The sequence below is a fragment of the Micromonospora sp. NPDC049139 genome (assembly GCF_055586845.1).
Genome location: NZ_JBVJHK010000002.1, coordinates 326,290 through 348,658 on the forward strand (window position 1 = coordinate 326,290; position 22,369 = coordinate 348,658).

Annotated in this window: 25 protein-coding genes and 1 pseudogene; 11 read left to right on the top strand and 15 right to left on the bottom strand. The window is 75.2% G+C overall.

Annotated features, from left to right (window positions below; genetic code table 11):
• Nucleotides 1-17: 17 nt before the first annotated feature.
• Both ACZ6Q9_RS05045 and ACZ6Q9_RS05050 read right to left on the bottom strand, forming a co-directional pair.
• Nucleotides 18-527: a GNAT family N-acetyltransferase gene (locus ACZ6Q9_RS05045; RefSeq protein WP_393261230.1), complete on the bottom strand. Its 510-nt coding sequence runs from the start codon at nucleotides 525-527 to the stop codon at nucleotides 18-20.
• The gene (locus tag ACZ6Q9_RS05050; protein WP_176737378.1) at nucleotides 524-745 is read right to left on the bottom strand and encodes a biotin/lipoyl-binding carrier protein; all 222 of its coding nucleotides are present in this window, start codon (nucleotides 743-745) and stop codon (nucleotides 524-526) included. The genes ACZ6Q9_RS05045 and ACZ6Q9_RS05050 overlap by 4 nt, the downstream gene beginning before the upstream one ends.
• 314 nt (nucleotides 746-1,059) lie before the next feature.
• On the opposite strand from ACZ6Q9_RS05050, the gene ACZ6Q9_RS05055 reads away from it, so the two are divergent.
• Nucleotides 1,060-1,134, top strand: a complete 75-nt coding sequence (locus ACZ6Q9_RS05055) for a 50S ribosomal protein bL37 (RefSeq protein WP_369700219.1) — start codon at nucleotides 1,060-1,062, stop codon at nucleotides 1,132-1,134.
• Between the two features lie 102 nt (nucleotides 1,135-1,236).
• Here ACZ6Q9_RS05055 and rsrA read toward each other — a convergent pair whose 3' ends face one another.
• From rsrA to ACZ6Q9_RS05080, 5 genes are all read right to left on the bottom strand, one after another.
• A complete protein-coding gene (gene rsrA / locus ACZ6Q9_RS05060) occupies nucleotides 1,237-1,524 on the bottom strand; it encodes a mycothiol system anti-sigma-R factor (protein ID WP_350703776.1) in 288 nt (95 codons plus the stop codon).
• Between the two features lies 1 nt (nucleotide 1,525).
• The gene (locus tag ACZ6Q9_RS05065) at nucleotides 1,526-2,350 is read right to left on the bottom strand and encodes a sigma-70 family RNA polymerase sigma factor (RefSeq protein WP_393261232.1); all 825 of its coding nucleotides are present in this window, start codon (nucleotides 2,348-2,350) and stop codon (nucleotides 1,526-1,528) included.
• Between the two features lie 373 nt (nucleotides 2,351-2,723).
• A complete protein-coding gene (locus ACZ6Q9_RS05070; protein ID WP_393450820.1) occupies nucleotides 2,724-3,338 on the bottom strand; it encodes an alpha/beta hydrolase family protein in 615 nt (204 codons plus the stop codon).
• An 82-nt stretch (nucleotides 3,339-3,420) separates the two neighbouring features.
• Entirely contained in the window at nucleotides 3,421-3,813 is a 393-nt protein-coding gene (locus ACZ6Q9_RS05075) for a WhiB family transcriptional regulator (protein ID WP_350683209.1), read from the bottom strand.
• Nucleotides 3,814-4,009: 196 nt separating this feature from the next.
• The gene (locus ACZ6Q9_RS05080) at nucleotides 4,010-4,720 is read right to left on the bottom strand and encodes an SOS response-associated peptidase (RefSeq protein ID WP_396827853.1); all 711 of its coding nucleotides are present in this window, start codon (nucleotides 4,718-4,720) and stop codon (nucleotides 4,010-4,012) included.
• Nucleotides 4,721-4,821: 101 nt separating this feature from the next.
• Between ACZ6Q9_RS05080 and aroA the strand changes: the two genes are divergently transcribed.
• The 4 genes and pseudogenes from aroA (at nucleotide 4,822) to ACZ6Q9_RS05100 (ending at nucleotide 9,061) form a co-directional block, all read left to right on the top strand.
• Nucleotides 4,822-6,123: a 3-phosphoshikimate 1-carboxyvinyltransferase gene (aroA, locus tag ACZ6Q9_RS05085; protein ID WP_350703784.1), complete on the top strand. Its 1,302-nt coding sequence runs from the start codon at nucleotides 4,822-4,824 to the stop codon at nucleotides 6,121-6,123.
• Nucleotides 6,124-6,288: 165 nt separating this feature from the next.
• On the top strand, nucleotides 6,289-7,230 hold the full coding sequence (gene rsgA, locus ACZ6Q9_RS05090; RefSeq protein ID WP_393451444.1) for a ribosome small subunit-dependent GTPase A: 942 nt from the start codon (nucleotides 6,289-6,291) through the stop codon (nucleotides 7,228-7,230).
• A gap of 28 nt (nucleotides 7,231-7,258) precedes the next feature.
• Nucleotides 7,259-8,077, top strand: coding sequence for a histidinol-phosphatase (gene hisN, locus ACZ6Q9_RS05095; protein ID WP_393261241.1), 819 nt, complete (start codon nucleotides 7,259-7,261; stop codon nucleotides 8,075-8,077).
• A gap of 59 nt (nucleotides 8,078-8,136) precedes the next feature.
• Nucleotides 8,137-9,061 (top strand): annotated as a pseudogene (locus tag ACZ6Q9_RS05100) (hypothetical protein).
• On the opposite strand, the gene ACZ6Q9_RS05105 reads toward ACZ6Q9_RS05100, so the two are convergent.
• Complete coding sequence (locus tag ACZ6Q9_RS05105) at nucleotides 9,016-10,215, bottom strand: glycosyltransferase (protein ID WP_393450814.1); 1,200 nt, start codon at nucleotides 10,213-10,215, stop codon at nucleotides 9,016-9,018. The pseudogene ACZ6Q9_RS05100 and the gene ACZ6Q9_RS05105 overlap by 46 nt on opposite strands.
• Nucleotides 10,216-10,428: 213 nt before the next feature.
• On the opposite strand from ACZ6Q9_RS05105, the gene ACZ6Q9_RS05110 reads away from it, so the two are divergent.
• The 3 genes from ACZ6Q9_RS05110 to ACZ6Q9_RS05120 all read left to right on the top strand — a co-directional run bounded on the left by ACZ6Q9_RS05110 (nucleotide 10,429) and on the right by ACZ6Q9_RS05120 (nucleotide 12,889).
• Entirely contained in the window at nucleotides 10,429-11,427 is a 999-nt protein-coding gene (locus tag ACZ6Q9_RS05110) for an SDR family oxidoreductase (RefSeq protein WP_393450811.1), read from the top strand.
• A 59-nt stretch (nucleotides 11,428-11,486) separates the two neighbouring features.
• On the top strand, nucleotides 11,487-12,212 hold the full coding sequence (locus ACZ6Q9_RS05115; RefSeq protein WP_393450808.1) for an ATP-binding protein: 726 nt from the start codon (nucleotides 11,487-11,489) through the stop codon (nucleotides 12,210-12,212).
• Between the two features lie 104 nt (nucleotides 12,213-12,316).
• Nucleotides 12,317-12,889 carry a DUF5709 domain-containing protein gene (locus tag ACZ6Q9_RS05120; protein WP_393261250.1) on the top strand — a complete coding sequence of 191 codons (573 nt, stop codon included), beginning with the start codon at nucleotides 12,317-12,319 and terminating at the stop codon, nucleotides 12,887-12,889.
• 37 nt (nucleotides 12,890-12,926) lie between these two features.
• Here the strand turns inward: ACZ6Q9_RS05120 and ACZ6Q9_RS05125 are convergent, their stop codons facing one another.
• Together ACZ6Q9_RS05125 and macS are read right to left on the bottom strand one after the other, a co-directional pair.
• Entirely contained in the window at nucleotides 12,927-13,592 is a 666-nt protein-coding gene (locus tag ACZ6Q9_RS05125) for a response regulator (protein ID WP_393261252.1), read from the bottom strand.
• A 43-nt stretch (nucleotides 13,593-13,635) separates the two neighbouring features.
• Nucleotides 13,636-14,778 carry a MacS family sensor histidine kinase gene (gene macS, locus ACZ6Q9_RS05130; RefSeq protein ID WP_466021391.1) on the bottom strand — a complete coding sequence of 381 codons (1,143 nt, stop codon included), beginning with the start codon at nucleotides 14,776-14,778 and terminating at the stop codon, nucleotides 13,636-13,638.
• Between the two features lie 120 nt (nucleotides 14,779-14,898).
• Between macS and ACZ6Q9_RS05135 the strand changes: the two genes are divergently transcribed.
• Nucleotides 14,899-15,366 carry an ATP-binding protein gene (locus tag ACZ6Q9_RS05135; RefSeq protein ID WP_393261257.1) on the top strand — a complete coding sequence of 156 codons (468 nt, stop codon included), beginning with the start codon at nucleotides 14,899-14,901 and terminating at the stop codon, nucleotides 15,364-15,366.
• A 121-nt stretch (nucleotides 15,367-15,487) separates the two neighbouring features.
• On the opposite strand, the gene ACZ6Q9_RS05140 is transcribed toward ACZ6Q9_RS05135, so the two are convergent.
• Nucleotides 15,488-16,426 carry a ribose-phosphate diphosphokinase gene (locus tag ACZ6Q9_RS05140; protein ID WP_393296022.1) on the bottom strand — a complete coding sequence of 313 codons (939 nt, stop codon included), beginning with the start codon at nucleotides 16,424-16,426 and terminating at the stop codon, nucleotides 15,488-15,490.
• A 91-nt stretch (nucleotides 16,427-16,517) separates the two neighbouring features.
• On the opposite strand from ACZ6Q9_RS05140, the gene glpK reads away from it, so the two are divergent.
• Nucleotides 16,518-18,002, top strand: a complete 1,485-nt coding sequence (gene glpK / locus ACZ6Q9_RS05145; protein ID WP_396827858.1) for a glycerol kinase GlpK — start codon at nucleotides 16,518-16,520, stop codon at nucleotides 18,000-18,002.
• 33 nt (nucleotides 18,003-18,035) lie between these two features.
• Here the strand turns inward: glpK and ACZ6Q9_RS05150 are convergent, their stop codons facing one another.
• From ACZ6Q9_RS05150 to ACZ6Q9_RS05160, 3 genes are read right to left on the bottom strand one after another with little or no spacing between them, the layout of a single operon-like run.
• Nucleotides 18,036-19,187, bottom strand: a complete 1,152-nt coding sequence (locus ACZ6Q9_RS05150; RefSeq protein WP_396827859.1) for a hypothetical protein — start codon at nucleotides 19,185-19,187, stop codon at nucleotides 18,036-18,038.
• Complete coding sequence (locus ACZ6Q9_RS05155; RefSeq protein ID WP_396827861.1) at nucleotides 19,184-19,681, bottom strand: SigE family RNA polymerase sigma factor; 498 nt, start codon at nucleotides 19,679-19,681, stop codon at nucleotides 19,184-19,186. Before ACZ6Q9_RS05155 ends, ACZ6Q9_RS05150 begins: the two co-directional genes overlap by 4 nt.
• 58 nt (nucleotides 19,682-19,739) lie before the next feature.
• Nucleotides 19,740-20,573 (bottom strand): phosphoribosylaminoimidazolesuccinocarboxamide synthase, encoded by an 834-nt coding sequence (locus ACZ6Q9_RS05160; RefSeq protein ID WP_396827862.1) that lies wholly within the window; start codon nucleotides 20,571-20,573, stop codon nucleotides 19,740-19,742.
• A 168-nt stretch (nucleotides 20,574-20,741) separates the two neighbouring features.
• Between ACZ6Q9_RS05160 and ACZ6Q9_RS05165 the strand changes: the two genes are divergently transcribed.
• Nucleotides 20,742-22,073: an ABC transporter substrate-binding protein gene (locus ACZ6Q9_RS05165; protein WP_393261269.1), complete on the top strand. Its 1,332-nt coding sequence runs from the start codon at nucleotides 20,742-20,744 to the stop codon at nucleotides 22,071-22,073.
• A 31-nt stretch (nucleotides 22,074-22,104) separates the two neighbouring features.
• Here the strand turns inward: ACZ6Q9_RS05165 and ACZ6Q9_RS05170 are convergent, their stop codons facing one another.
• Nucleotides 22,105-22,353 carry a hypothetical protein gene (locus tag ACZ6Q9_RS05170; protein WP_393261272.1) on the bottom strand — a complete coding sequence of 83 codons (249 nt, stop codon included), beginning with the start codon at nucleotides 22,351-22,353 and terminating at the stop codon, nucleotides 22,105-22,107.
• Nucleotides 22,354-22,369: the final 16 nt, after the last annotated feature.

Genomic DNA, 22,369 nt, shown 5'->3' on the forward strand with positions numbered 1-22,369 from the left:
GCCTGGCCCGGGCCGGATCAGGCGCCGGTGAGCTCCAGCCGGAGGGCGAGCAGTTCCACCCCGGCCAGGGGCGACCAGTCCAGCTCCGGCACGCGCACGAAGCCCCGGCGCCGGTAGAGCCGCTGGGCGGAGGCGGCGAAGCCGCTGCGGACGCAGATCACCACCGCCGAGCAGCCCAGCTCGGTCGCCCGGGACACGCACGCCTCGACCAGGGCCGCGCCGACGCCCCGGCCCTGCGCGGCCGGGTCCACGGCCAGCATCCGGAACTCCGCCTCGCCCGCCCCGGACAGCTCCGCGTACCGGCTGCCGGGGAGGACGAACGTCACCGATCCGAGCACCGCGTCGGTCTCCTGGTCGGCGGCGACGAGGACTTCGCCGTGCTCCGCCCGGGCCGCCACGTCGGCGAGCACGGTGGCGTAGCCGTGCTCCCCCTTGAGCTGACCGTCGGCCTCGTACGCGGCGACCGTCAGCCGGGCCACCGCCGCGAAGTCGGCCGGCCCGGCCCGCCGCACCGCGAGGCCGGTCAATCGATCACCGCGATGAGGTCCCCGTCCTGCACGACGTCGCCCTCGTTGACCGCGAGCTGCTTGACGACACCGTCGGACTCGGCGACGACCGGGATCTCCATCTTCATCGACTCCAGGATCACCAGCGTGTCCCCCTCGGACACGGTGTCCCCGGCCGACGCGACGACCTTCCAGACGTTCGCCACCATCTCGGCGCGGATCTCCTCGGCCATCTCCACGGCCCCTTCTCTCGCCTGTTGCCTGCCGACGTATCCAATCATGCGGACGCCCCGCGCCGGGCGTGGAGCGGTCGCGTCCGGATGATCCACTGTCGGGTCGGGCGTGCCGCGGCGTCCCGCCCGGCCGGAGTGCGGCGACGCGGGGAGGCGGCCGGCGTGTCGCGCGGCGCGCGTACGGCCGGCCGCCCCGGCGCACCACGACGGGTGCCGGCAGCACTAGCATCAGCGGGTCGGACCCGGCGCCGGGAGGACCGGTGCGTGCACCGGCGCCGAGGTCGTGCGCAGGCGGATCCGACCATCACGAGGAGGTCACCATGGCGAAGAAGGCCCGGAAGAAGAAGGCCCGGAAGAAGAGCGGCGCCAACCACGGCAAGCGCCCCAACTCCTGATCCGGCGGCCGGGCCCACGGCCCGGCGTCGATCAGACAGCGAAACGCCGGTGGCCCGGGTCGTCTCCGACCCGGGCCACCGGCGTTGCTGTCGGTGCCGGCCTCAGTCGGCCAGCTCCCGCGACTCGCTGTTCTCGAACACGACCAGCTCGGTCAGCCGGACCCGGAGCCGCTCCCGCAGCTGGTCGGGCGCGGTCTCGTTGCCGCAGCAGCGGGCGACCAGCGCCCTCACCTCCTGCTCGATGCCGTACTCGCGCAGGCACGGCCCGCACTCGTCGAGGTGGTAGCGGATCAGCGTGCGCCGCTCCTCGGCGCACTCCAGATCCAGGTAGAGGTAGACCTCCGCCAGCACCTCACGGCAGTCCGTCTCGTGCGGTTCCCCACAGCTCACGTCACACCTCCCGGCCGGCGGCAGCGGTTGAGCCCTTCTTCGACGACGCGGCGGTGAAGCCCCGCTCCGCGGCGTACTGCTCGAGCAGCTTGCGCAGATTACGTCGGCCCCGGTGCAGTCGCGACATCACCGTGCCGATCGGCGTGCCCATGATGTCGGCGACCTCCTTGTAGGAGAAGCCCTCGACGTCGGTGAGGTAGACGGCCAGGCGGAACTCCTCCGGCAACTGCTGGAGGGCCTCCTTGACGTCGCTGTCCGGCAGCCGGTCCAGCGCCTCGGTCTCGGCCGAACGCAGCCCGCTGGAGGTGTGCGACTCGGCCTCGGCGAGCTGCCAGTCGGTGATCTCGTCGGTCGGCGCCTGGATGGGCTGGCGCTGCCGGCGGCGGTAGGAGTTGATGTAGGTGTTGGTCAGGATCCGGTAGAGCCAGGCCTTCAGGTTCGTGCCCTGCTCGAACTGGTGGAAGGCGGCGTACGCCTTCAGGTAGGTCTCCTGGACCAGGTCCTCCGCATCCGCCGGGTTGCGGGTCATCCGCAGGCCGGCAGCGTAGAGCTGATCGACGAAGGGCATCGCGTCCCGCTCGAAGCGGGCCCTGCGCTCGTCCGTCTTCTCGGTGGTCAACCGCACATCCCCTCGCGTCGGATGCTTTCCCGCCGAGGATACGCGCACAGGCCTGCCCACAGATTCACTTCCGGCGGGTGTGCTCGTGCTCACCGCGGCCACGCCGACCGGCGGCGCCGTCGCGGGCCAGTCCGGAGCGCCCAGCAACTGCCGAAGCTGCCGCGCTCCCCGCTCGTCCCGTTCCCGGGCCTGCGTCTCGATCGGCACCCGGTCACCCCCCTCGCCAGAAATGTCGTCCGGGGGGTGCAACGGCACGGACGCGCGGGGCATTCCGGCCGGGCCTCCCGTTCCTGGTCCCGGCCTCGGCGGGACGCCGACGCTGGGACCAGGAAGGGCCTGGGAGGACCGGCGCCGCCGCCCGAACCGGGCGTCCGGCGCCATCCGATGCAACGACCCGCCGCGGCCACCGGACACGGCCGGCCGGAGCGTCACCCCTTCCCCCCCGGGGCGCGTCCTCGCCCGCCCGCGGCGCGTCGGCCGCCCACCAACCGGGCCGCGCCCAGCGGGGCCGGGACGGAGGCTCGCGCCCACGAGCGGCGGGGACGGAGGTCGCGCGGGACGGGAAGGTCGCACGCCGGGGTCAGGGCCGCGCCCAGCCCTGGTCGCGCAGCCAGTCGCGCACCGCCGCGGCCGTGCCGGTCGGGTCACCCCGCAGGTCGTGCCGCTCCCCGGGTCGGGTGACCACGCGCACCGCGGGCCCGGGCTCCGGCACCCCGAACGGGTCGCGGTCGCCGTTGACCACCAGGGTCGGCAGGCCGGTCACCAGTTCCGAGGCCCGGGACCGCTCCGGGCGGCCGGGTGGGTGCAGCGGGAATGCGAGCGCGACCACCCCGGCGGCGCCGACCGCCCGCGCGGTGCGGCAGGCCACCCGCGCGCCGCTGGAGCGCCCACCCACCAGCAGGGGTACGCCGGGATGCCGCTCCCGCAGCACGGCGAGCACGGCGGTCCACGCCTCGTCGAGGTGCCCGGCCGGAGCCGGGGCGCGCCGGCCGGCCACGCGGTACGGCTGGGTCACCCGTGCCACCACCAGGCCCGCGCCGGCCGCCGCGTCGCGGAGCGCGAGCAGGTCGGGGGCGTCGACGTCACCGCCCGCGCCGTGGCCGAGCGCCAGCACAGCGGTCGGCGGACCGGTCGGCAGGTCCGTGGCGACCCGGGCGGGCCCGCGTGGGGTGGGTAGCTCGTCGGTCTCGGGCACCAGCCCATTCTGGGGCGTCCGGGACACGACGCGGGGCCGGCCCGCGTGATCGCGGGCCGGCCCCGGCCGGCTCAGTCGACGGTCAGCTCAGCGGCACCAGCGTGAGCAGACGGTCCCGGACCGGCGGACCCGCCTCGTCGGCGGCGTCCGGATCCGGTTGCACCTCGTCGCGCCAGGCGACCAGCATCGCCCGCCGCTCGCGCGGGGTCGTGCCACCCCAGACGCCGTGGCAGTCGCCCACGTCCAGCGCCCAGGCCAGGCAGGAGCCCTGCACGTCGCAACTTCGGCAGAGCGCGACAGCCGCGTCTGCCGGCTCGTTCGGCGCCGGAAAGAACGTTTCCGGGTCGACACTCTGACAGGTTCCTCTGGTCCGCCAAGCCTCGTCCTGTCGCCGCTCCCGCAACGCCCGCAGCAGTCGCGGATCTCGTCGTGCGGCGGCCACCTCGTGCGGGCGGGGCATGCGTGCCCGTGTCAATCCACCCACCTCCCCCGTGGGACCGGCAAGATCGGTGAGCGTCGTCCGCCCCGTGCGAGTCGCGCCCACTACCGGCGCTGTGTTCTATCGCACTTACGGACACGGGGACAAGCCTCTACGGCAAATACGGGTAAACGAGCAGGCGACGTTTCGCCCGCAACTCTGGCAAATCACGCCCGACAATGTGCCGCCGCTGTCAGAAAAGCGTCACTTCCTCCGGCGCGGCGACGCGGGCGACCGGCACCCTGGCGATCAGCTCCGGCCCGTCGTTGCGCACGTTGCCCACCGCCGGCCCCACCGGACGGATCTCCAGCCGCGCCAGCCAGTCGAGCGGGGGCGGGGCGAGCAGGCCCGCCGGCTCGTCGGTGGCCGCCAGCCACGACTCCCACCGCGGCCGGGGCAGCAGCAGCGGCATGCGCTCGTGCACCTCGGCTAACTCACCGAGCGCGGCGGTGGTCAGCACGCTGCACGTCAGCAGCGGGCCGCCCGGCCCCTCCCAGACCGACCAGATGCCGGCGAAGGCGAGCACGGAGCCGTCCAGCGGGGTCATGTAGTACGCCTGCCTGCCCCCGCCGGGCGAGCGGACCCACTCGTACCAGCCGTCGGCCGGAACGAGGCAGCGGCGACGGGTGAACGCGCCGGCGTACGCCCGGCTGGTGGCGACCGTCTCGGCGCGGGCGTTGATCATGCGGGCGGCGCCGGCGGGCGACCGGGACCAGGCCGGCACCAGCCCCCAGCGCCCGACCGACAGCGCGCGGTGGCCCTCCGGGCTGACCCGCACCAGCGGCACCGGGTCGGTGGGCGCGACGTTGTGGTCGGGGTCGAGCCGGCCGCCGGTCTCGTCATGGGACTCGAACAGCGCGCTCAGGTCGCCCGCGCTCCGGGTCGTCGCGTACCTCCCGCACATGCCGCACACGCTAACCCGCCGGGCGTCGCCCGGCTGTCCCGCTGGCCGGGAGCCGGGACGGTGCCGGGCGTCATCCCCGGCGGACACGGCAGAATGTAACCGTGGGGAACCTGACCGCGACCCGGCCGCCGCAGCCGTGGACCGCTCCGACCGCCTCCGACCCGGTCACGGCCACGCTGCGCCTGCCCGGCTCCAAGTCGATGACCGCCCGAGCCCTGGTGCTGAGCGCGCTGGCCAGCGGTCCCTCGACCCTGGCCGGGCCGCTGCGCGCCCGGGACACCGAGCTGATGGCCGCCGGGCTGCGCGCGCTGGGCGCGCACATGTCGATCAGCGACGACGAACGCTGGCTGGTCCGGCCGCACCCGCTGGTCGGTCCCGCGCACGTCGACGTCGGCCTGGCCGGCACGGTGATGCGCTTCGTCCCGCCCGTGGCCGGCCTGGCCGACGGGCGGATCACCTTCGACGGCGACCCGCAGGCCCGCACCCGGCCGCTCGGCCCGCTGATCGGCGCGCTGCGCTCCCTCGGCGTACGCGTGGACGCCCCCGCCACCGGCAGCCTGCCGCTGACCGTGCTCGGCGGCGGGCGGGTGGCCGGCGGCGAGGTGGTGATCGACGCCTCGGCCTCCAGCCAGCTCGTCTCCGGGCTGCTGCTGGCCGCCCCGCGCTTCGACCGGGGCGTGGTGGTCCGGCACGTGGGTCCCCCGGTGCCCTCCGCGCCGCACCTGCGGATGACGGTGCAGATGCTGCGGGCCGCCGGCGCGGCCGTCGACGACAGCACCCCCGACGTCTGGGTCGTCGAGCCGGGCCCGCTGGCCGGGCGCGGCTGGGAGATCGAGCCGGACCTGTCGGGCGCCGTGCCGTTCTTCGCCGCGGCCCTGGTCACCGGCGGCGAGGTGACCCTCCAGGGCTGGCCGCGCAGCAGCGCGCAGCCGGTGGAGCAGCTCCGCTCGCTGCTGCACCGGATGGGCGGCGAGGTGACCCTCTCCACCGCCGGGCTGACCGTCCGGGGCACCGGCACGGTGCACGGCCTCGACGCCGATCTCTCCGACGTCAGCGAGCTGACGCCCGCGCTGACCGCGCTGGCCATGCTCGCCGACTCGCCGTCCCGGTTCACGGGCGTCGGTCACATCCGGGGCCACGAGACCGACCGGCTGACCGCGCTGGCGCGGGAGTTCGCCGCGCTCGGCGCGGACATCACGGAGTCCCCCGACGGGCTGGAGATCCGGCCCCGGCCGCTGCGCGGCGGGGTGTTCGAGACCTACCACGACCACCGGATGGCGCACGCGGCGGCGGTGGCCGGCCTGGCCGTTCCGGGCATCGAGCTGAGCGACGTGGCGTGTACCTCGAAGACGATGCCCGAGTTCCCGGCACTATGGTCGGCGATGGTGACCGGCAAGAGCTGACACGACGGGGGGCGGGTCCTGGCGACCAGACGGCGGGAGTACGACGAGGACGACGTCCGGGTACGACCCGGGAAGTCGTCGCGCCCACGTACGCGCACCAGACCCCGGCACGCGGACGCCGTCGACGGCTTCGTGATCGCCGTCGACCGGGGCCGCTACACGTGCGTGCTGCCCGACGCGGAGCCGGACGCGCCCACGGTCACCGCCATGCGGGCCCGGGAGCTGGGCCGCAAGTCGGTGGTGGTCGGCGACCGGGTCGGCCTGGTCGGGGACACCTCCGGCGTGGCCGGGGCGCTGGCCCGGATCGTCCGGATCGCCGAGCGGACGTCGGTGCTGCGGCGCACCGCCGACGACGACGAGACCACCGCCGAGGGGCGGCTGGAGCGGGTGGTCGTCGCCAACGCCGACCAGTTGGTGATCGTCAGCGCGCTGGCCGACCCGCCGCCGCGCACCGGGTTCATCGACCGCTGCCTGGTGGCCGCGTACGACGCCGACATCGAGCCGCTGCTCTGCCTGACCAAGGCCGACCTGGCCGGCCCCGAGGGGGTGCTCGGCTACTACGCCGAACTGGAGCTGCCGTACGTGCTGATCCGGCCGGACTCCGACCTCGACGCCCTGCGCAGCCTGCTCGCCGGCCGGATCTCCGTCATGGTGGGGCACTCCGGGGTGGGCAAGTCGACGCTGGTCAACCGGCTGGTGCCGGACGCCGCGCGGGCGGTCGGCACGGTCAGCGCGATCGGCCGGGGCCGGCACACCTCCACGAGCGCGGTGGCGCTGCGGCTGCCCCCGCTGCCCGGGGATTCAGCGCACGGCGGGGACGCCGCCGCGCCGCGACCCGGAGGCGCCGCCGGCTGGATCATCGACACTCCGGGGGTGCGCAGCTTCGGGCTGGCACACGTCTCCGCCGACAGCCTGCTGCACGGCTTCCCCGACCTGGTGGAGGGCACGGTCGACTGCCCCGCCAACTGCCCGCACACCCCGGAGGCTCCCGACTGCGGGCTCGACGCCTGGGTGGCGGCCGGCAAGGCGGACCCGCGCCGGCTGGCCTCGTACCGCCGGCTGCTCGCCTCCCGGGCGGGCGAGGGCGACCCGCCCGCCGGGGCGTGAGGCCCGGGCCGTCGGTAGGTTGGGGCACGTGACCGGGTACGCCGACGACCTCGCCCTCGCCCACCTGCTCGCCGACGCCGCCGACGCCGTCTCCACGGCCCGGTTCCGGGCGCTCGACCTGCGGGTCGACGCGAAGCCCGACCTGACCCCCGTCTCCGACGCGGACACCGCCGTGGAGCGGGAGATCCGGGCGCTGCTGGCCGCGCACCGGCCGGCCGACGGCCTGCTCGGCGAGGAGTACGGCGAAGAGCCGGCCAGCGGCCCGGACGGCCGGCGCTGGGTGGTCGACCCGATCGACGGCACGAAGAACTTCATCCGCGGCGTGCCCGTCTGGGCCACCCTGATCGCGCTGCTGGAGGGGGACCGCCCGGTCGCCGGCCTGGTCTCCGCGCCGGCCCTCGGCCGCCGCTGGTGGGCCGCGCTCGGCGAGGGCGCGTACGCGGGGCCGGACGCCGCCGGCGGCGCACCCATCCGGGTCTCCGGCGTCCGGGACCTGGCCGACGCGAGCTTCTGCTACTCGTCCCTGACAGGATGGGAGTCCGCCGGCCGGCTGGACGCGATGCTCCAGCTCATGCGGGACACCTGGCGCAGCCGGGCGTACGGCGACTTCTACGGCTACATGCTGCTCGCCGAGGGCGCGCTGGACGTGATGGTGGAGCCGGAGCTGTCGCTGTGGGACGTCGCCGCGCTGGTGCCGATCGTCACCGAGGCGGGCGGGACGTTCACCGACCTGGCCGGCCGGCCCGCGCCCTCGGGCGACGCCGGCACCGAGAGCAGCGCGGTGGCCAGCAACGGCCCGCTGCACGCCGACATCCTCGCCCGGCTGGGTCGGCCAGCCGAGCACTGACCTCCGGCAACCTCTATCCTCGCCAGGTGGTCTCCTCCGGGTGGTGCTTCCTCGCGGCGATGATCGTCGCGTACGGCGTCGCCAACCTGCTCCAGTCGGTCGCCGCCGCCCGCACCACCGTGCACCACACCTTCGACCCGGGGCTGCTGCTGCGGCTGGCCGGGCACCGCACCTACCTGGTCGGGCTGGTCTGCCAGGTCGCCGGGTTCGTGCTGGCCTTCCTGGCCCGGCGGGACCTGCCGCTCTTCCTGGTGCAGGCCAGCGTCGCGGCCGGGCTCGGGGTCACCGCCCTGCTCGGCGTGCTGGTGCTGAAGTGGCGGTTGCCGGCGGCCGAGGTGGCCCTGCTGGTGCTGCTCTTCGCCGGGATCTCCGCGCTGGTGCTCTCCGCCCGGCCCGCGCCGTCCAAGCCACTCGGCACCGCCGGCATGATCGCCCTGGCGGTGGTGCTCGGCGTGATCGCGGTGCTCGGCTTCTTCGCCGTACGCCTGCACGGGGCGCCGGGCTCGGTGGCGCTCGGCTCGCTGGCCGGGCTGGCGTTCTCCGCCGCCGCGGTGGCCGCCCGACCGCTGGCCTCGGCCTCCACGGCGGAGGCGCTCGTCCGGGACCCGCTGCTCTACCTGCTGATCGCGCACTCGATCGTCGGCCAGCTCCTGCTCGGCCTGGCCATGCAGCGGGGCTCGACCACGGCCGCCGTGGCCGCGATGGACGCCGCCGGGGCGGTGCCCGCCGCGATCGTCGGCCTGCTGCTGCTCAACGACAAGATCTGGCCCGGCCGGGAGTGGCTCGCCGCGGCCGGGTTCCTGGTCACCCTCGCCGCGGTCATCGGCCTCACCCGGTACGCCGAACCCCAGCACCACCACGCGGTGGCCGGGGCACGGGACCGGGCCGTGGTCGGCGTCGGCCGCCCGCTCTGAGGCACGGGGCCGGCGGGCGCTCCCTCAGGCCGCCTCGACCGGCTTGCGGCGGCGCACCACCCGCTCGTAGAGCCGCTCCAGCGCGCCCGCCGTCCGCTCCCAGGTGTAACTGCACCGCACCCGGTCGACGGCGGCGTGCCCGTACGCGAACCGTCCGGCGTTGTCGGAGAGCAGCCGGCGCAGGGTCACGCCGAGGACGCGCACGTCGCCCGGCGGCACCAGCCGCCCGGTGACCTCGTCGACCACCGCGTCGGCGATCCCGCCCATGGCGTAGCCGACCACCGGCACGCCGCAGGCCATCGCCTCCAGCGACACCCGCCCGGCGGACGAGTAGTGCGGGGTGCAGGCGACCACGTCGGCCGAGCGGTACCAGGTGGCCATCTGCTCGTGCGGCACCGCGCCCACCAGCGACACCTGGTCGGCCACCCCGTTCCGCTCGGCCAGCTCGCGCAGGCGGCGGGCCTCGGCGTGGCCGGCGAGCTGCTCGGCGGGCGGGCCGCCGGCGATCACCAGCTCGGCGTCGCCGACGAGCCGCATGGCCCGGATCAGGTCCTCCTGGCCGTGCCCGGCCGACAGTCCGACGGAGAGGATCCGGGCCCGCTGGTCGCGGGGCGCGGCCTCGCCGTCGGGGTGGAACTGCTCGGTGTCGACGCCGGCCGGCACCATCGCCACGGAGGCGCGTTGCAGCCCCATCCGGGTCAGCTCGTCGACCTCGTCGTTGCACTGGGCGACCGCGATGTCCACCGCCCGGGTCAGCGCCCGCTCCAGCGGGATCCGCTCCCCCGGGCCGTCGTACTGGCCGCCGAGGTGGCGCAGTTGCTCGACACCGAGGGAGTGGAAGGTCTGCACCACCGGGGTGTCGGTCTCGCGCACCGCGTGCGCCGCGGCCAGCCCACCGATCCAGTAGTGCCCGTGCACCACTTCCGGCTGCCAGTCGCCGGCCCACCGGTCCGCCAGCCAGGTGCCGAACTCGGCCACGTGGGGGACCAGCTCGGCGGTGGGAATCGGGGCGGCCGGGCCGACGGGCACCCGCTCCACCCGGTAGCCGTCGACCGTCGCCGTGTCCGGCAGGCCCGGGTCGTCGCGCCGTTCGTACACCCGGACGTCGTGGCCTCGCGCGGCCAGCTCGGCGGCGACCCTCGCGATGTGCTGGTGGGTGCCGACGGTCGGAGCGTCGGCACGCCTGGGCGGGCCGGCGTGCGCGCAGACGAGGCCGACGCGCATGGGTCACCTCCATGCGATCTTCTCGAGCGGTGGTCCTCGGTCAGAGGGTCCCATTAACCAGACCCTCGGGAGCCGAAACCTGGCAGATCGGGAAGAGGCCGGCGGGTGCTTGCGTGGCGGCAAGCATCGCGGGCGGGTCACACATCACCCACCGACCGTCATCCGACCCACATTCGGCCGCATGACCCCTGCCAGCCGGGGTACCGCTCAGGAATGCCTCTCACCCGCAGCCTCGCCGACGCCACCGTGGTGCTCACCGGCGCCTCCAGCGGGATCGGGACGGCCACGGCGTACGCCCTCGCCCGCCGCGGCACGGCCGTCGTGCTGGCCGCCCGCAGCGAGCCGGCCCTGGGGCAGGTCGCGCAGCGGTGCCGGGAGCTGGGCGGGCGGGCGCTGGTCGTGCCGACCGACGTGACCGACCCGGCGGCCGTCGAGCGGCTCGCCGCCCGCGCGGTGGCCGAGTTCGGCCGCATCGACGGATGGGTCAACAACGCCGCGGTCAGTGCGGTCGGGCTCTTCGACGAGATCCCGGTGGAGGAGTTCCGCCGGGTGCTGGAGGTGAACCTGCTCGGCGCCGCGTACGGCACCCGGGCCGCCCTGCCCCACCTCGGCGCGGCGGGGGGCGGGGTGCTGGTCAACAACGCCTCGGTGCTGGCCGAGGTGGCGATGCCCTACCAGTCGGCGTACAACGCCACGAAGCACGGCATCCGCGGCCTGGCCGACACGGTCCGCCAGGAACTGCGGGTCACGGGGCGGGGCAACATCTCGATCTGCACGGTGCTGCCGGCCACCATCGACACCCCGTTCTTCCGGCACGCCGCCAACCACAGCGGGCGGGAACTGGTGCCGCCGCCCCCGGTCTACCCGCCGGAGGTGGTGGCGGAGACGATCGTCCGGATGCTGCGCCGGCCGCGGCGCGAGGCGTACGCCGGTGGGGCCGCCCGGCTGATCGGCCTGCAGTGGCGGGTCGCCCCGGCGCTGGCCGAACGGGCCCTCGGCTGGTACGCCCACCGCACCCAGTTCGGACCGGCCCCGCGGCTCGACAGCACCGGCAACGTCTTCCAGGCCGACGCGGCGGCGCGGCGCGACGGCGGCTGGCACGGCCGGCGCCGGCACCTGGTGCGGATGACCGCCGCCCTCGGGCTGGCGGCGGCGGGAACGGCCGTCGGGACGGTGGCGGCGATGGCCCGCCGAGCGCGGACGGACCGCTGATGCGCCGGGCCGAGCGGAGCGGTGCGGGGCCCGGCCCGGGAGGGCACAATGGGACGATCATGCCGACCGACGTGCGCTGCCGGGTGGAGACGGACGAGTCGTCCGGGGTGGTCCGGCTGACCGGCGTCCTCGACCGGCTTGCGGTCGACACGGTGCGCGCCGGGCTGCTCGCCCGGCTCTGCGCCCGGCCCGGCCCGGTGGTGGCCGACCTGACCGGCCTGGAGATGCCCGATCCGGCCGCCCGGGGCGTCTTCGCGGAGGTGCGCCGGGAGGTCCTCGACTGGCCCGCCGCCGACCTGCTCCTCTGCGACCCGACCGGCACCGTCGACGGCGCGCCGGCCTGGCCGACCCTGGAGGGGGCGACGGCCGGGCTGGCCGCCGCGCCGATGGCCGCGGTGGTCAGCGCCGACTTCCCACCCGCCGTGGAGGCCGCCCGGGAGGCCCGGCACCTCGTCACCGAGGGCTGCCGCCGCTGGGGGCTGGACGAGCTGGCCGAGCCGGGGTGCATCGCGGTCACCGAGCTGGTCGGCAACGTGGTTGCCCACGCGCACACCGCGATGACGGTGCGGCTGGCGCCCCGGGACGACACCCTGCACCTCGCCGTGCGCGACCACTCGTCGCGGCAGCCGACCTTCGCCGGGCCGGCGCCGGTGGACACCGTCGGCGGGCGCGGCCTGCTGCTGATCGACACCGTCGCCCGCCGCTGGGGCAGCAGCCGGGTGCCGGACGGCAAGGTCGTCTGGTGCGTCCTGCACGCCGCGGACGAGGCCGGCCTCGGCGGCTGACCGCCGCCCCGATCCTCCCCGTCCGTCCCGGAAGGCGACGCTTCCGCCCGGATGGCCACGCCCGGCACCGGTTACGCCGGGAGGGCAGTGGGTAGTGGTCAGCCATGCGCGACGACCAGTACCCGACCCCCGTGTCCGACCCGGAGGCGGAGGGCCTGCCCGACACCGCCGACGACGACTCGACCGCCAACGACGACGTCCTGACCGGGCGCGAGGCGGACGGACCGGAGCCGGCACAGCTACCCGCCGACCGGACGCCGGTGGCGGTGGACCGGTACGGGACCACCGCCGAGGAGCAGCTCGACGGCGAGTCGCTGGACTACAAGCTCGACCGGGAGCAGCGCGAACGCCCGGCCGACGACCCGCTGGCCGGCCCCGTCGACCCGGACATCGCCGCCGAGGCCGACAGCGAGGAGGCCGCGGCGCAGGCCCAGCTCGACGCGGACGTGATCGAGCCGGGGCCCACCTCCGACCCGGACTCGCCGGTCTCCCTCTACGACCACGGCAAGCTCGGCACCACCGCCGACGCCCAGGTCGGCCGGCTCGTCGAACCGGACGAGGGGGCGCACACCGACCAGGAGACCGACTCGGTCGCGTACGACGCCGGGTCGGCCGGCGGCGGGGCGAGCGCCGAGGAGTTGGCCATCCACGAGACGCGCCCGCCGCACTCGGTCTGAGGCGGCCGGAGGGCTGTCGGCGTGGTCCGGCAGCCCTTCAGTCGTCCAGGCCCCGCTCGATCGCGTACCGGGTCAGCTCGACCCGGTTGTGCAGCTGGAGCTTGCCCAGCGTGTTCTGCACGTGGTTCTGCACCGTACGGTGCGACAGCCCGAGCCGGTCGGCGATCTGCTTGTAGGACATTCCCTTGGCCACCAGGCGCAGCACCTCGGTCTCCCGGTCGGTGAGCCGGGGCGCCGGGTCCCGGCCCGCCGTCGGGGCGGCCCCGACCGGGGCGGCGGCCAGCCGGCGGTACTCGCCGAGGACCAGGCCGGCCAGGCCGGGCGTGAAGACCGGCTCCCCCGCCGCCGTCCGGCGCACGGCGTCCAGGAACTCGGCCGGGGCGGCCGACTTCACCAGGTAGCCGGTGGCGCCCGCCTTCACCGCGTCCAGCACGCTCTGCTGCTCGCCGCTGGCCGACAGCATCAGCACCCGCACCTCCGGCAGCGCGGCGCGCAGCCCACGGATCACCTCCACCCCGGAGACGTCCGGCAGTTGCAGGTCGAGGACCACCACGTCGGGCCGGGCGGCGGCGGCCACCCGGACGGCCTGCCGGCCCTCGCCGCTGGTGGCGACGACGACGTGGCCGGCCTCGGTGAGGTCCCGGGCCACCCCTTCCCGCCACATCGGGTGATCGTCGACCACCATCACGCGCACACCCGTCATGAGCCCATCTTCGTTCGCGACCCGCGGGGCTCGCAGACCCGGCTCACTCCTCGCGCGCACCGTCGCTCCCCCTCGGGACGGTCAGTTCCACCTCGGTACCGGCACCCGGCGCGGAGGTGATCCGCACCGTGCCGCCGAGGTCGGCGAGGCGGCCCCGGATGGACCGCGCGACGCCGAGCCGCCCCTCGGCGGCGGCCTCGGCCAGGCGGCCGTCCGGGAACCCCGGCCCCTCGTCGCGGACGGAGACCGTCACCGTCGCCCCCTCGTCCTCGATCAGCACCCAGGCCCGCCCGTCCGCGTGCCGGGCGACGTTGTCCAGCACGGCGGCGGTCGCGGCCACCAGCTCGTGGGCCACCGGCCCGGGCAGCGGCACCGGGGTGGCCGGCGCGGAGAGCGAGACCGCCGCCGAGGCGTACCGGCCGACCAGCGCCCGCAGGTCCACCGGCCCGCCGTCGGTGTCGGCGCCGGCCGGCGCGGTGCCGGCGATCAGGGCGCGCAGCGCGGCCTCCTGCTCCCCCGCGAGCCGGGCCAGCTCGCCGGCCTCGCCGTCCAGGTGGGCGCCGCGCCGCTGCACCAAAGCGAGCACCTGGAGGACGCCGTCGTGGATGTCCCGGGCCAGCCGCTCCCGCTCCCGGGTCGCCGCCTCCAGCTCCACCGCCCGGTGCAGCCGCTCCTCGGCGGTCACCGCCAGCCGGGCGACGTGCCCGACGACGGCCCCGGCGAGCAGCAGCAGGATCACCCCGGTGAGCGAGGACTGGCCGAACCGTTCGCGGGTGACGAGGTCCGCCGCGCCGATCGCCAGGGCGGCCACCGTGCCCCGGCGCCGCCCGCCGGAGACGGCCCAGGCGAGCACCGGGCCGGCCAGCCAGGCCACCGCCAGGGTCGGCACCCCGGCGGCGAGCGCCGCACGCCCGACCACCCACGGGCTGACCAGCAGGATGCCGAGGACGACCGCGAGGTCCGCGGCGAGCAGCGGCCAGCCCCGCCGGGCCGGGCGGGCGTAGCCGACGGCGGTCACCCCGGTCCAGGCCGCCATCAGCAGGACCACGCCGCCGGCCGCCAGGGGGTGGGCGTACCGGTCGAAGTCCCGGAGCGCCAGCACGCAGACGTACGCCAGGGAGGCCACCCGGAACACGGCGACGGCCCGCCAGAGCGGGACCTCGAAACCACCGGGCGGCGTCGGCACGGTCGTCACGATGCCACAGCCCGCCCGGCGACCGACGGGCTGGCGGATGCACGCCGGGAAGCGCTGGCGTACGGTGGGAATTCCGCAACAAGTTCTGTGATCCGCTGTCGGGACGGGGCCATGACGAGTGCAGAATCCCCGGTACCGCGTACGGTTGTGCCCATCGAACCTTCCCTCCTGATCGCCGAAGCCTTCGACCAGGCCCAGGTGACCGAGTTGCGACACTCGGTCACGTCCTGCGCGCACCACGCCGGGCTGGCCGGCCAGCGCCTGGACGACTTCGTGCTGGCGGTCAACGAGCTGATCACGAACGCGGTCCGGCACGGCGGGGGCCGGGGCTGGCTGCGACTGTGGCGGCAGTCGGGCCTGCTCGTCTGCGAGGTCTCCGACCACGGCGGGGGGATCAGCACGCAGCGGCTCGGCGACCGGGCCCGCCCCGCACCGGACACCGCCGGCGGGTGGGGCCTCTGGTTGGCCCGGGAGTTGAGCGACAGCATGGAGGTCGAGACCGGTGCCGCCGGCACGACCGTACGGATCAGCGCCGCCGTCGGCGCCCCCGAACACATCGGCCGCCACCGCCGCGACTGACCCCTGCCCTCCCTCCCCCGGCCCCGGCCCGGCGATCTTGCACTTTCGGCCCTCGAAATGCGCGCCTTGCCCGATTCACCGGGGCGACAAGTGCAAGATCGCGGGAGTGGGGAGGGCGGGGTCAGGAGAAGAGGGCGCTGACGGACTCGCCGTTGTGGATGCGGCGCATCGCCTCGGCGAGCGCCGGAGCCACCGAGAGGACCGCCAGCTTCGGCACCCGCTTGTCGGCCGGGATCGGCACGGTGTTGGTGCAGACGATCTCCAGCACGCCCTCCTGCTCGCTGAGCCGCTGGAGCGCGCCGCTGGAGAAGAGGCCGTGCGTGCAGGCCAGCCGGATCGAGCGGACCTTCCGCTCGCGCAGGTGCTCCATCAGCTCGATCACCGTGCTGCCCTTGGCGATCTCGTCGTCCAGCACGATCACGTCCCGGTCGGCCACGTCGCCGATCACCGCGCTGATCTTGACCCGGTCGTCGCTGAACCGCTGCTTCGCCCCGGCCGCCACCGGCGTGCCGAGCCGGCGGGCGAACGCCGCGGCCTCCTTGGCGTTGCCCAGGTCCGGCGAGACCACCACCGTGTTACTCAGGTCGTAGCGGGTGAAGTGGGCGGCCAGCTCGCGCAGCGCGTGCAGGTGGTCGACCGGCACGCTGAAGAAGCCGTGCACCTGGGGCGAGTGCAGGGTCATCGCCAGCACCCGGTCCGCCCCCGCCGAGGTGAGCAGGTCGGCCACGAGCCGCCCGCCGATGGAGATGCGCGGCGCGTCCTTCTTGTCCGACCGGGCGTACGCGTAGTGCGGCAGCACCACGGTGATCCGGCCGGCGGAGGCGCCCCGGGCCGCGTCGATCATGAGCAGCAGCTCGACCAGGTTCTCCTGCACGGGCGGGACCAGGGGCTGGATCAGGAAGACGTCGCGCTCCCGGCAGTTGGCCTGCAACTGCACTTCCAGGCAGTCGTTGGCGAACCGGGACACCCGCACCGGGTGCAGGGGCACACCGAGGTGGGCACAGATCTCGGCGGCGAGGTCGGGATGGGCGGTACCACTGAAAACGGCGATGTCGCGCACGTCCGCACATCGTACGGACGGCACCCGGGCCGGGCCCCGATCGGGGCCGCGCCGGTCGGCGGAGCGCGGCCGGTCCGGGTACGGTGCTGCCGTGACCCCCCAGTACGTCGCCGCCATCGACCAGGGCACCACCTCCTCGCGGTGCATCGTCTTCGACCAGGCCGGGGAGATCGTCTCCGCGGCGCAGCGGGAGCACCGGCAGATCTTCCCCCGGCCCGGCTGGGTGGAGCACGACGCCGAGGAGATCTGGGACAACGTGGAGCTGGTGGTCCGGGAGGCGCTGCGGGCCGCCGGGACCGACGCCGCCGGGCTCGCCGCCGTGGGCATCACCAACCAGCGGGAGACCACCCTCGTCTGGGACCGGGCCACCGGGCGGCCGGTGGCCAACGCGATCGTCTGGCAGGACACCCGCACCGGGCCGCTGCTGCGCGAGCTGGCGCAGGCGTACGGCGAGGAGTGGTTCCGCTCCCGCACCGGCCTGCCGCTGGCCACCTACTTCGCGGGGCCGAAGCTGCGCTGGTTGCTGGCGCACGTCGACGGGCTGCGCGAGCGCGCCGAGGCCGGCGAGGTGCTCTTCGGCACGATGGACAGCTGGCTCATCTGGAAGCTGACCGGCCGGCACGTGACCGACGTGACCAACGCCAGCCGCACCATGCTGATGGACCTGACCACCCTCGACTGGGACCCGGAGCTGCTCGACTCGATGGGCGTGCCGGCCGCGATGCTGCCGGAGATCCGCAGCTCCGCCGAGGTCTACGGGGAGGCGACCGGGGTGCTGGCCGGGGTGCCGGTGGCCAGCGCGCTCGGCGACCAGCAGGCCGCCCTGTTCGGGCAGACCTGCTTCCAGCCGGGCGAGGCGAAGTGCACCTACGGCACCGGCAGCTTCCTGCTGCTCAACACCGGTGCCAGCCCGGTCCCCTCCGCCCACGGTCTGCTCACCACGGTCGCCTACCGCATCGACGGCCAGCCCGCCGCGTACGCGCTGGAGGGGGCGATCGCGGTCACCGGCTCGCTGGTGCAGTGGCTGCGGGACAACCTCGGGCTGATCTCCACTGCCGGTGAGGTGGAGGAGTTGGCGGGCACCGTCGACGACAACGGCGGCTGCTACGTCGTACCGGCCTTCTCCGGCCTGTTCGCCCCGCACTGGCGCAGCGACGCGCGGGGCGTGATCGCCGGGCTGACCGGCTACATCACCAAGGGGCACCTGGCCCGGGCCGTGCTGGAGGCGTCGGCGTGGCAGACCCGCGAGGTGGTCGACGCGATGAACGCCGACTCCGACGTGGCGCTGCGCCGGCTCCGGGTCGACGGCGGCATGACCGCCAACGGGCTGCTGATGCAGTTCCTCGCCGACGTGCTCGACGTGCCGGTGGTCCGCTCCCGGATCACCGAGACCACCTGCCTCGGCGCCGCGTACGCGGCCGGCCTGGCGGTCGGCTTCTGGCCGGACCTGGCGACGCTGCGCGCCCAGTGGCGCTCCGACGCGCAGTGGGAGTCGACCATGGATGCGGCGCACCGCGAGCGCGAGCTGCGCAACTGGCGCAAGGCCGTCGAGCGCACCCTGGACTGGGTCGACTGACGACACCGCGACGGGCGCGGGCGTCGGTCGGGATCAGTCGGGCAGGTCGTGGGAGAGGGAGTAACCAGTCTTCATCGGTCCCATGATGTTCCTGAGCAGCGACATGGTCAGTTGGGCCCGGCTCGCCCCGTTGTCCAGTCCCCGCGTGCAGCCGTTCCAGTTGACCCGTACCCGCACCTCTTCGCCCTGGTGCCGCACCAGGAGCAGGGCCTCGTAACCGAGCGGGTCTGGCGGGGCACAGGCCAGACCGGGAGGCGCGGGGTTTCCCCCGGGGCGGGCGGCGTTCAGCGCGGCGGCGAGCGCTGTCGCCTCGGCGCCGGAGAGCCGGGCCGACGCCTCGATCCGGTCGCGCCGCTCCCTGTACGAGTCCAACGATCCGTAGGAGCAGACAGAGATCGAGGACGGATCGCCCGGCACGAAGGGCATCTGCTTCTGATCCTCGGTGGTCTGCGCCGTCGGCGGGCCCGGCGACCTCTGCCCGGGCAGCGGCGCGGGAGCGACCGGCACGAGCCGGGTCGGGCAGCCGGCGTGGTCGGTCTCCACCAGCCGGAAGCTGTCGAGGATCCGCCGGGTGGTGGCCTCGTCCCGGGTCCGCACGGTCACCGCGACCTGCCGCCCGGACACGGTCACGGTGCCGGCGAACCGCCCGTCGGGCAGCCGCCCCTCGGCACGGACGGCGAGCACCCCGCCCACGTCGACCGCCCGCTGGACGAACCCGGCACCGCCGGGCTGACTCGGTTCCATCGGCCACTGGTCGAGGACGGCGATCTCCTTGTCGGCCGGCTCGGGACTCCAACAAGCGCGCTCCACGGTTTTGCCCCGCACCACGCTCGGCGCGTCGGTCATCCCGCAGCCGGAGTCGTTGACGGCCCAGTGCGCCGGCACCCGGATCTCCGCGCCGAGGGAGCTCTCCCAGCGCCAGTCGGCGGTCGCCGCCCGGTCCTCCGCCGCCGTGTCGACCGCCGAGGGCCGGGCCGGGCGCTCGCCGGTGAGCGCCGGAACCACCCCCGCGGTGACGAGCACCGCCACGGCAGCCGCCCCGGCCCCGGCCGCCCGGGCCCGGCGACGCCGCCGGGCCACCCGCGCCCGCACCGCCCCGGCCAGGTCTCCCCCGCCCTCGTCGGCCTCGGCCTCGTGGCTGAGGAAGGTGTCCCGGACCAGCGTCTCGACGTCGTACCGGCTCATGGCAGCGCCTCCCGATCGATCGTGGGCACCGTGGCCCGGAGCGTGGCGAGGGCCCGGGCAGCCTGCGACCGCACGGTGGCCGGGGCGCAGCCGAGGACCTCGGCGATCTGGGTGTCGGAGAGGTCCTCGTAGTAGCGCAGCACCAGCACCGCCCGCTGGCGGCGCGGCAGCCGGCGCAGCAGCGCCCAGGCGGCGTCGCGCGCCGCGTGGCTGCCGGCGGCGTCCGGGCCGGCCGCCCCGTCACCGGGGGCGGCCACCGGCAACTCACGCGAGGAGAGCCGCCGCCACCAGCGCAGGTTCTCGTTGACCAGGACCTGCTTGAGGTACGCCTCGGGCCGGCTCATCCCGGCCACCCGCGCCCACCGCACGTACGCCTTGGCCAGCACCGACTGCACCAGGTCCTCGGCCTGGTGCCGGTCCCCGGTGAGCATCAGCGCGAACCGCAGCAGGGCTCCCCCGCGGGCGGTCACGAACTCCTCGAACGTCGGCTGCATGGCACCTCCGCCCCAGGAAAGTCCGTGGGGTGGCCGAGGTGCTGCACCGGTCGGGAAATCAGCCCCAGCTGTTGCCGGTGAGCTTCTCGTAGACGTCGACGTAGCGGGCCCGGGTCGCCTCGACCACCTCGGCCGGCACCTCGGGCGCCGGGGCCTGCTTGTCCCAGCCGCTCTCCACCGCCCAGTCCCGGACGTACTGCTTGTCGTAGGAGAACTGCGCCCGGCCCGGCTGGTACGACTCGGCCGGCCAGAACCGGGACGAGTCGGAGGTGAGCAGCTCGTCGCCGATCGTCAGGGTGCCGTCCGGCGCCCAGCCCAGCTCGATCTTGGTGTCGGCGACCAGGATGCCCCGGTCGGCGGCCAGCTCGGCACCCCGGCGGTAGAGGTCGATGGTGATCTGGCGCAGCCGCTCGGCGGTCTCGGCGCCGACCTTGTTCACCACCTCGGCGAAGGTGATCGGCTCGTCGTGCTCCCCCACCGGCGCCTTGGTCGACGGGGTGAAGATCGGCTCGGGCAGGATGGACGCCTCGACCAGGCCGCGCGGCAGCTCCACGCCGGAGACGGCCCCGGTGCGCTCGTACTCCTTGAGGCCACCGCCGGTCAGGTAGCCCCGGGCGACGCACTCCACGGGCACCATCTCCAGCCGCCGGCAGCGGATCGCCCGGCCGGCGAACTCGGCCGGCACGTCGGTGGCGGAGATGACGTGGTTCGGCACCAGGTCGGAGAGCTGCTCGAACCACCACAGGGACAGCGCGGTGAGCAGCTTGCCCTTGTCGGGGATCGGCGTCGGCAGCACCACGTCGTAGATCGAGATGCGGTCGGAGGCGACCAGGATCAGGTCGTCGCCGTCGGCGTAGACGTCCCGTACCTTGCCCGAGTGCAGAAGTTCCACGCGGCCTAGTACACCACGCGACCTGCGTACGGCCTCCGGCGGTGGCGGACGGCATCGATGCCGGCGACCGCGGGTGCGGCGGTGTGGCCGGACGGACGTTGACACCCTCCCGCGCCGCCTGCGTGAATGATCCGGCCGCCCCGCCCACCCGGTCCACCAGGAGACTCCGTGCCCGCTGCCCGCTCCCCGCTGCCCCGTCACGGGGCGGACCCGGGCCGACGGCGGGTGCTCGCCGCGCTGCTGGGGGCGCCGGTGCTCGCCACCGGTGGGCTCACCGGGTGCAGCGAGGAGCAGGCGGCCCCGGCGGAGAGCGGCCCGGTCGAGCTGTCGGTCTTCTGGTACGGCGGGGCGAAGCGGGCGGCGCTCACCGAGCAGGTGCTGCGGCTCTACACGGACCGCAACCCCCACGTCGGCTTCCGGATCACCTGGCAGGGCGTCGACGGCTACTACGACCGGCTGGCCACTCAGGCCGCGGGCGGCAACGTGCCCGACCTGATCCAGGTCGACGACAGCATGCTCGCCGAGTACGCCCGCCGCGAGATCGTCCTGGACCTCACCGGGTACGTCGCCGACCACCGGCTGGACCTGCGGAGCCTGCCGCCGGGCCTGGTCCGTTACGGGCAGGTCGACGGGCGGACGGTGGGCGTCGCGGCGGGGCAGACGGCCGCCGCGCTGGTCCACAACCGCACGCTGCTGCGCCGGCTGGGCGTGCCCGAGCCGGACGGCGGGATGACCTGGCCGGAGTACGTCGCCTGGGCGCGACGGGTCACCCGGGCCAGCGAGGGCCGGGTGGCCGGCACGATGGACGCCTCCGGCGACTACCGCGCGTTCTGGCACTGGCTGCGCGGCCAGGGCGGTGAGCTCTACCGGGGCCGGCAGCTCGGCTTCGACGCCGACGCGCTGGTCGAGTGGTTCGAGCTGTGGCGGCGCGCCCGGTCCGACCGGGCCACCCCGAGCGCCGCCCTGGTCGAGCAGGCCGACAGCGGCGAACCGGCCCGGCAGCTGGTGGTCACCGGCGCCGCGGCCGCCTCCTTCGCCTGGTCGCACCAGCTTCCGGAGCTCCAGCGGCTCACCGGCGCCGAGCTCGGCCTGGCCGCCCTGCCCGGCCCGCCGGAGGCACAGTGGGCGCGGGCGTCGATGTTCTGGGCGGGCTTCCGCGGCACACGGCGTCCCGCCGTGGTGGCGGACGTGATCAACTTCCTGACCGGCAACGGCGAGGCGGGCGCGGTGCTCGGTCACGAACGCGGGCTCAGCCCCAGCCTCGCCGTCCGCCGCTACGTGGAGGGCAGCATCACCGACCCGGCGCAGAAGCGCGCGGCGGCGTTCGGCACCGCACTGGACGCCCGGTTGGGGCCGGCGCCCAGCCCGCCACCGCAGGGCCATCCCCGGGTGCGCGCGCTGCTGCTGGAGGCCGCCGAGAGCATCCGCAGCGGGGCGGCCGGCAGCCGGGCGGCGACGTCGCGCTTCATGGCCAGGGCGGAAGCCGCCCTGGCCGGATAGCGGCCGACCGGCAGGCGCCGACCCGTCCGGCTCAGCGCGGCGGGCCGCCGCGCCGGTTGCGCATCATCCGCAGGACCAGGAAGACGATCACGGCGACCACGACGAGGCAGCAGAGCAGGCTGAGGAAGCCGAAGCCGCCACTGCGGCGGCGCCGCGCGGCCTCCACCACCAGCTCACCCGTGCCGGTGGACGCCCAGGCCGCGACGGGCACGAACACCGACAGCACGACGGCACCGAGGACCGTGCTGAGCCGGCCCCACCACTTACCGAAGGAAGACATGCTGACATCCTCGCCG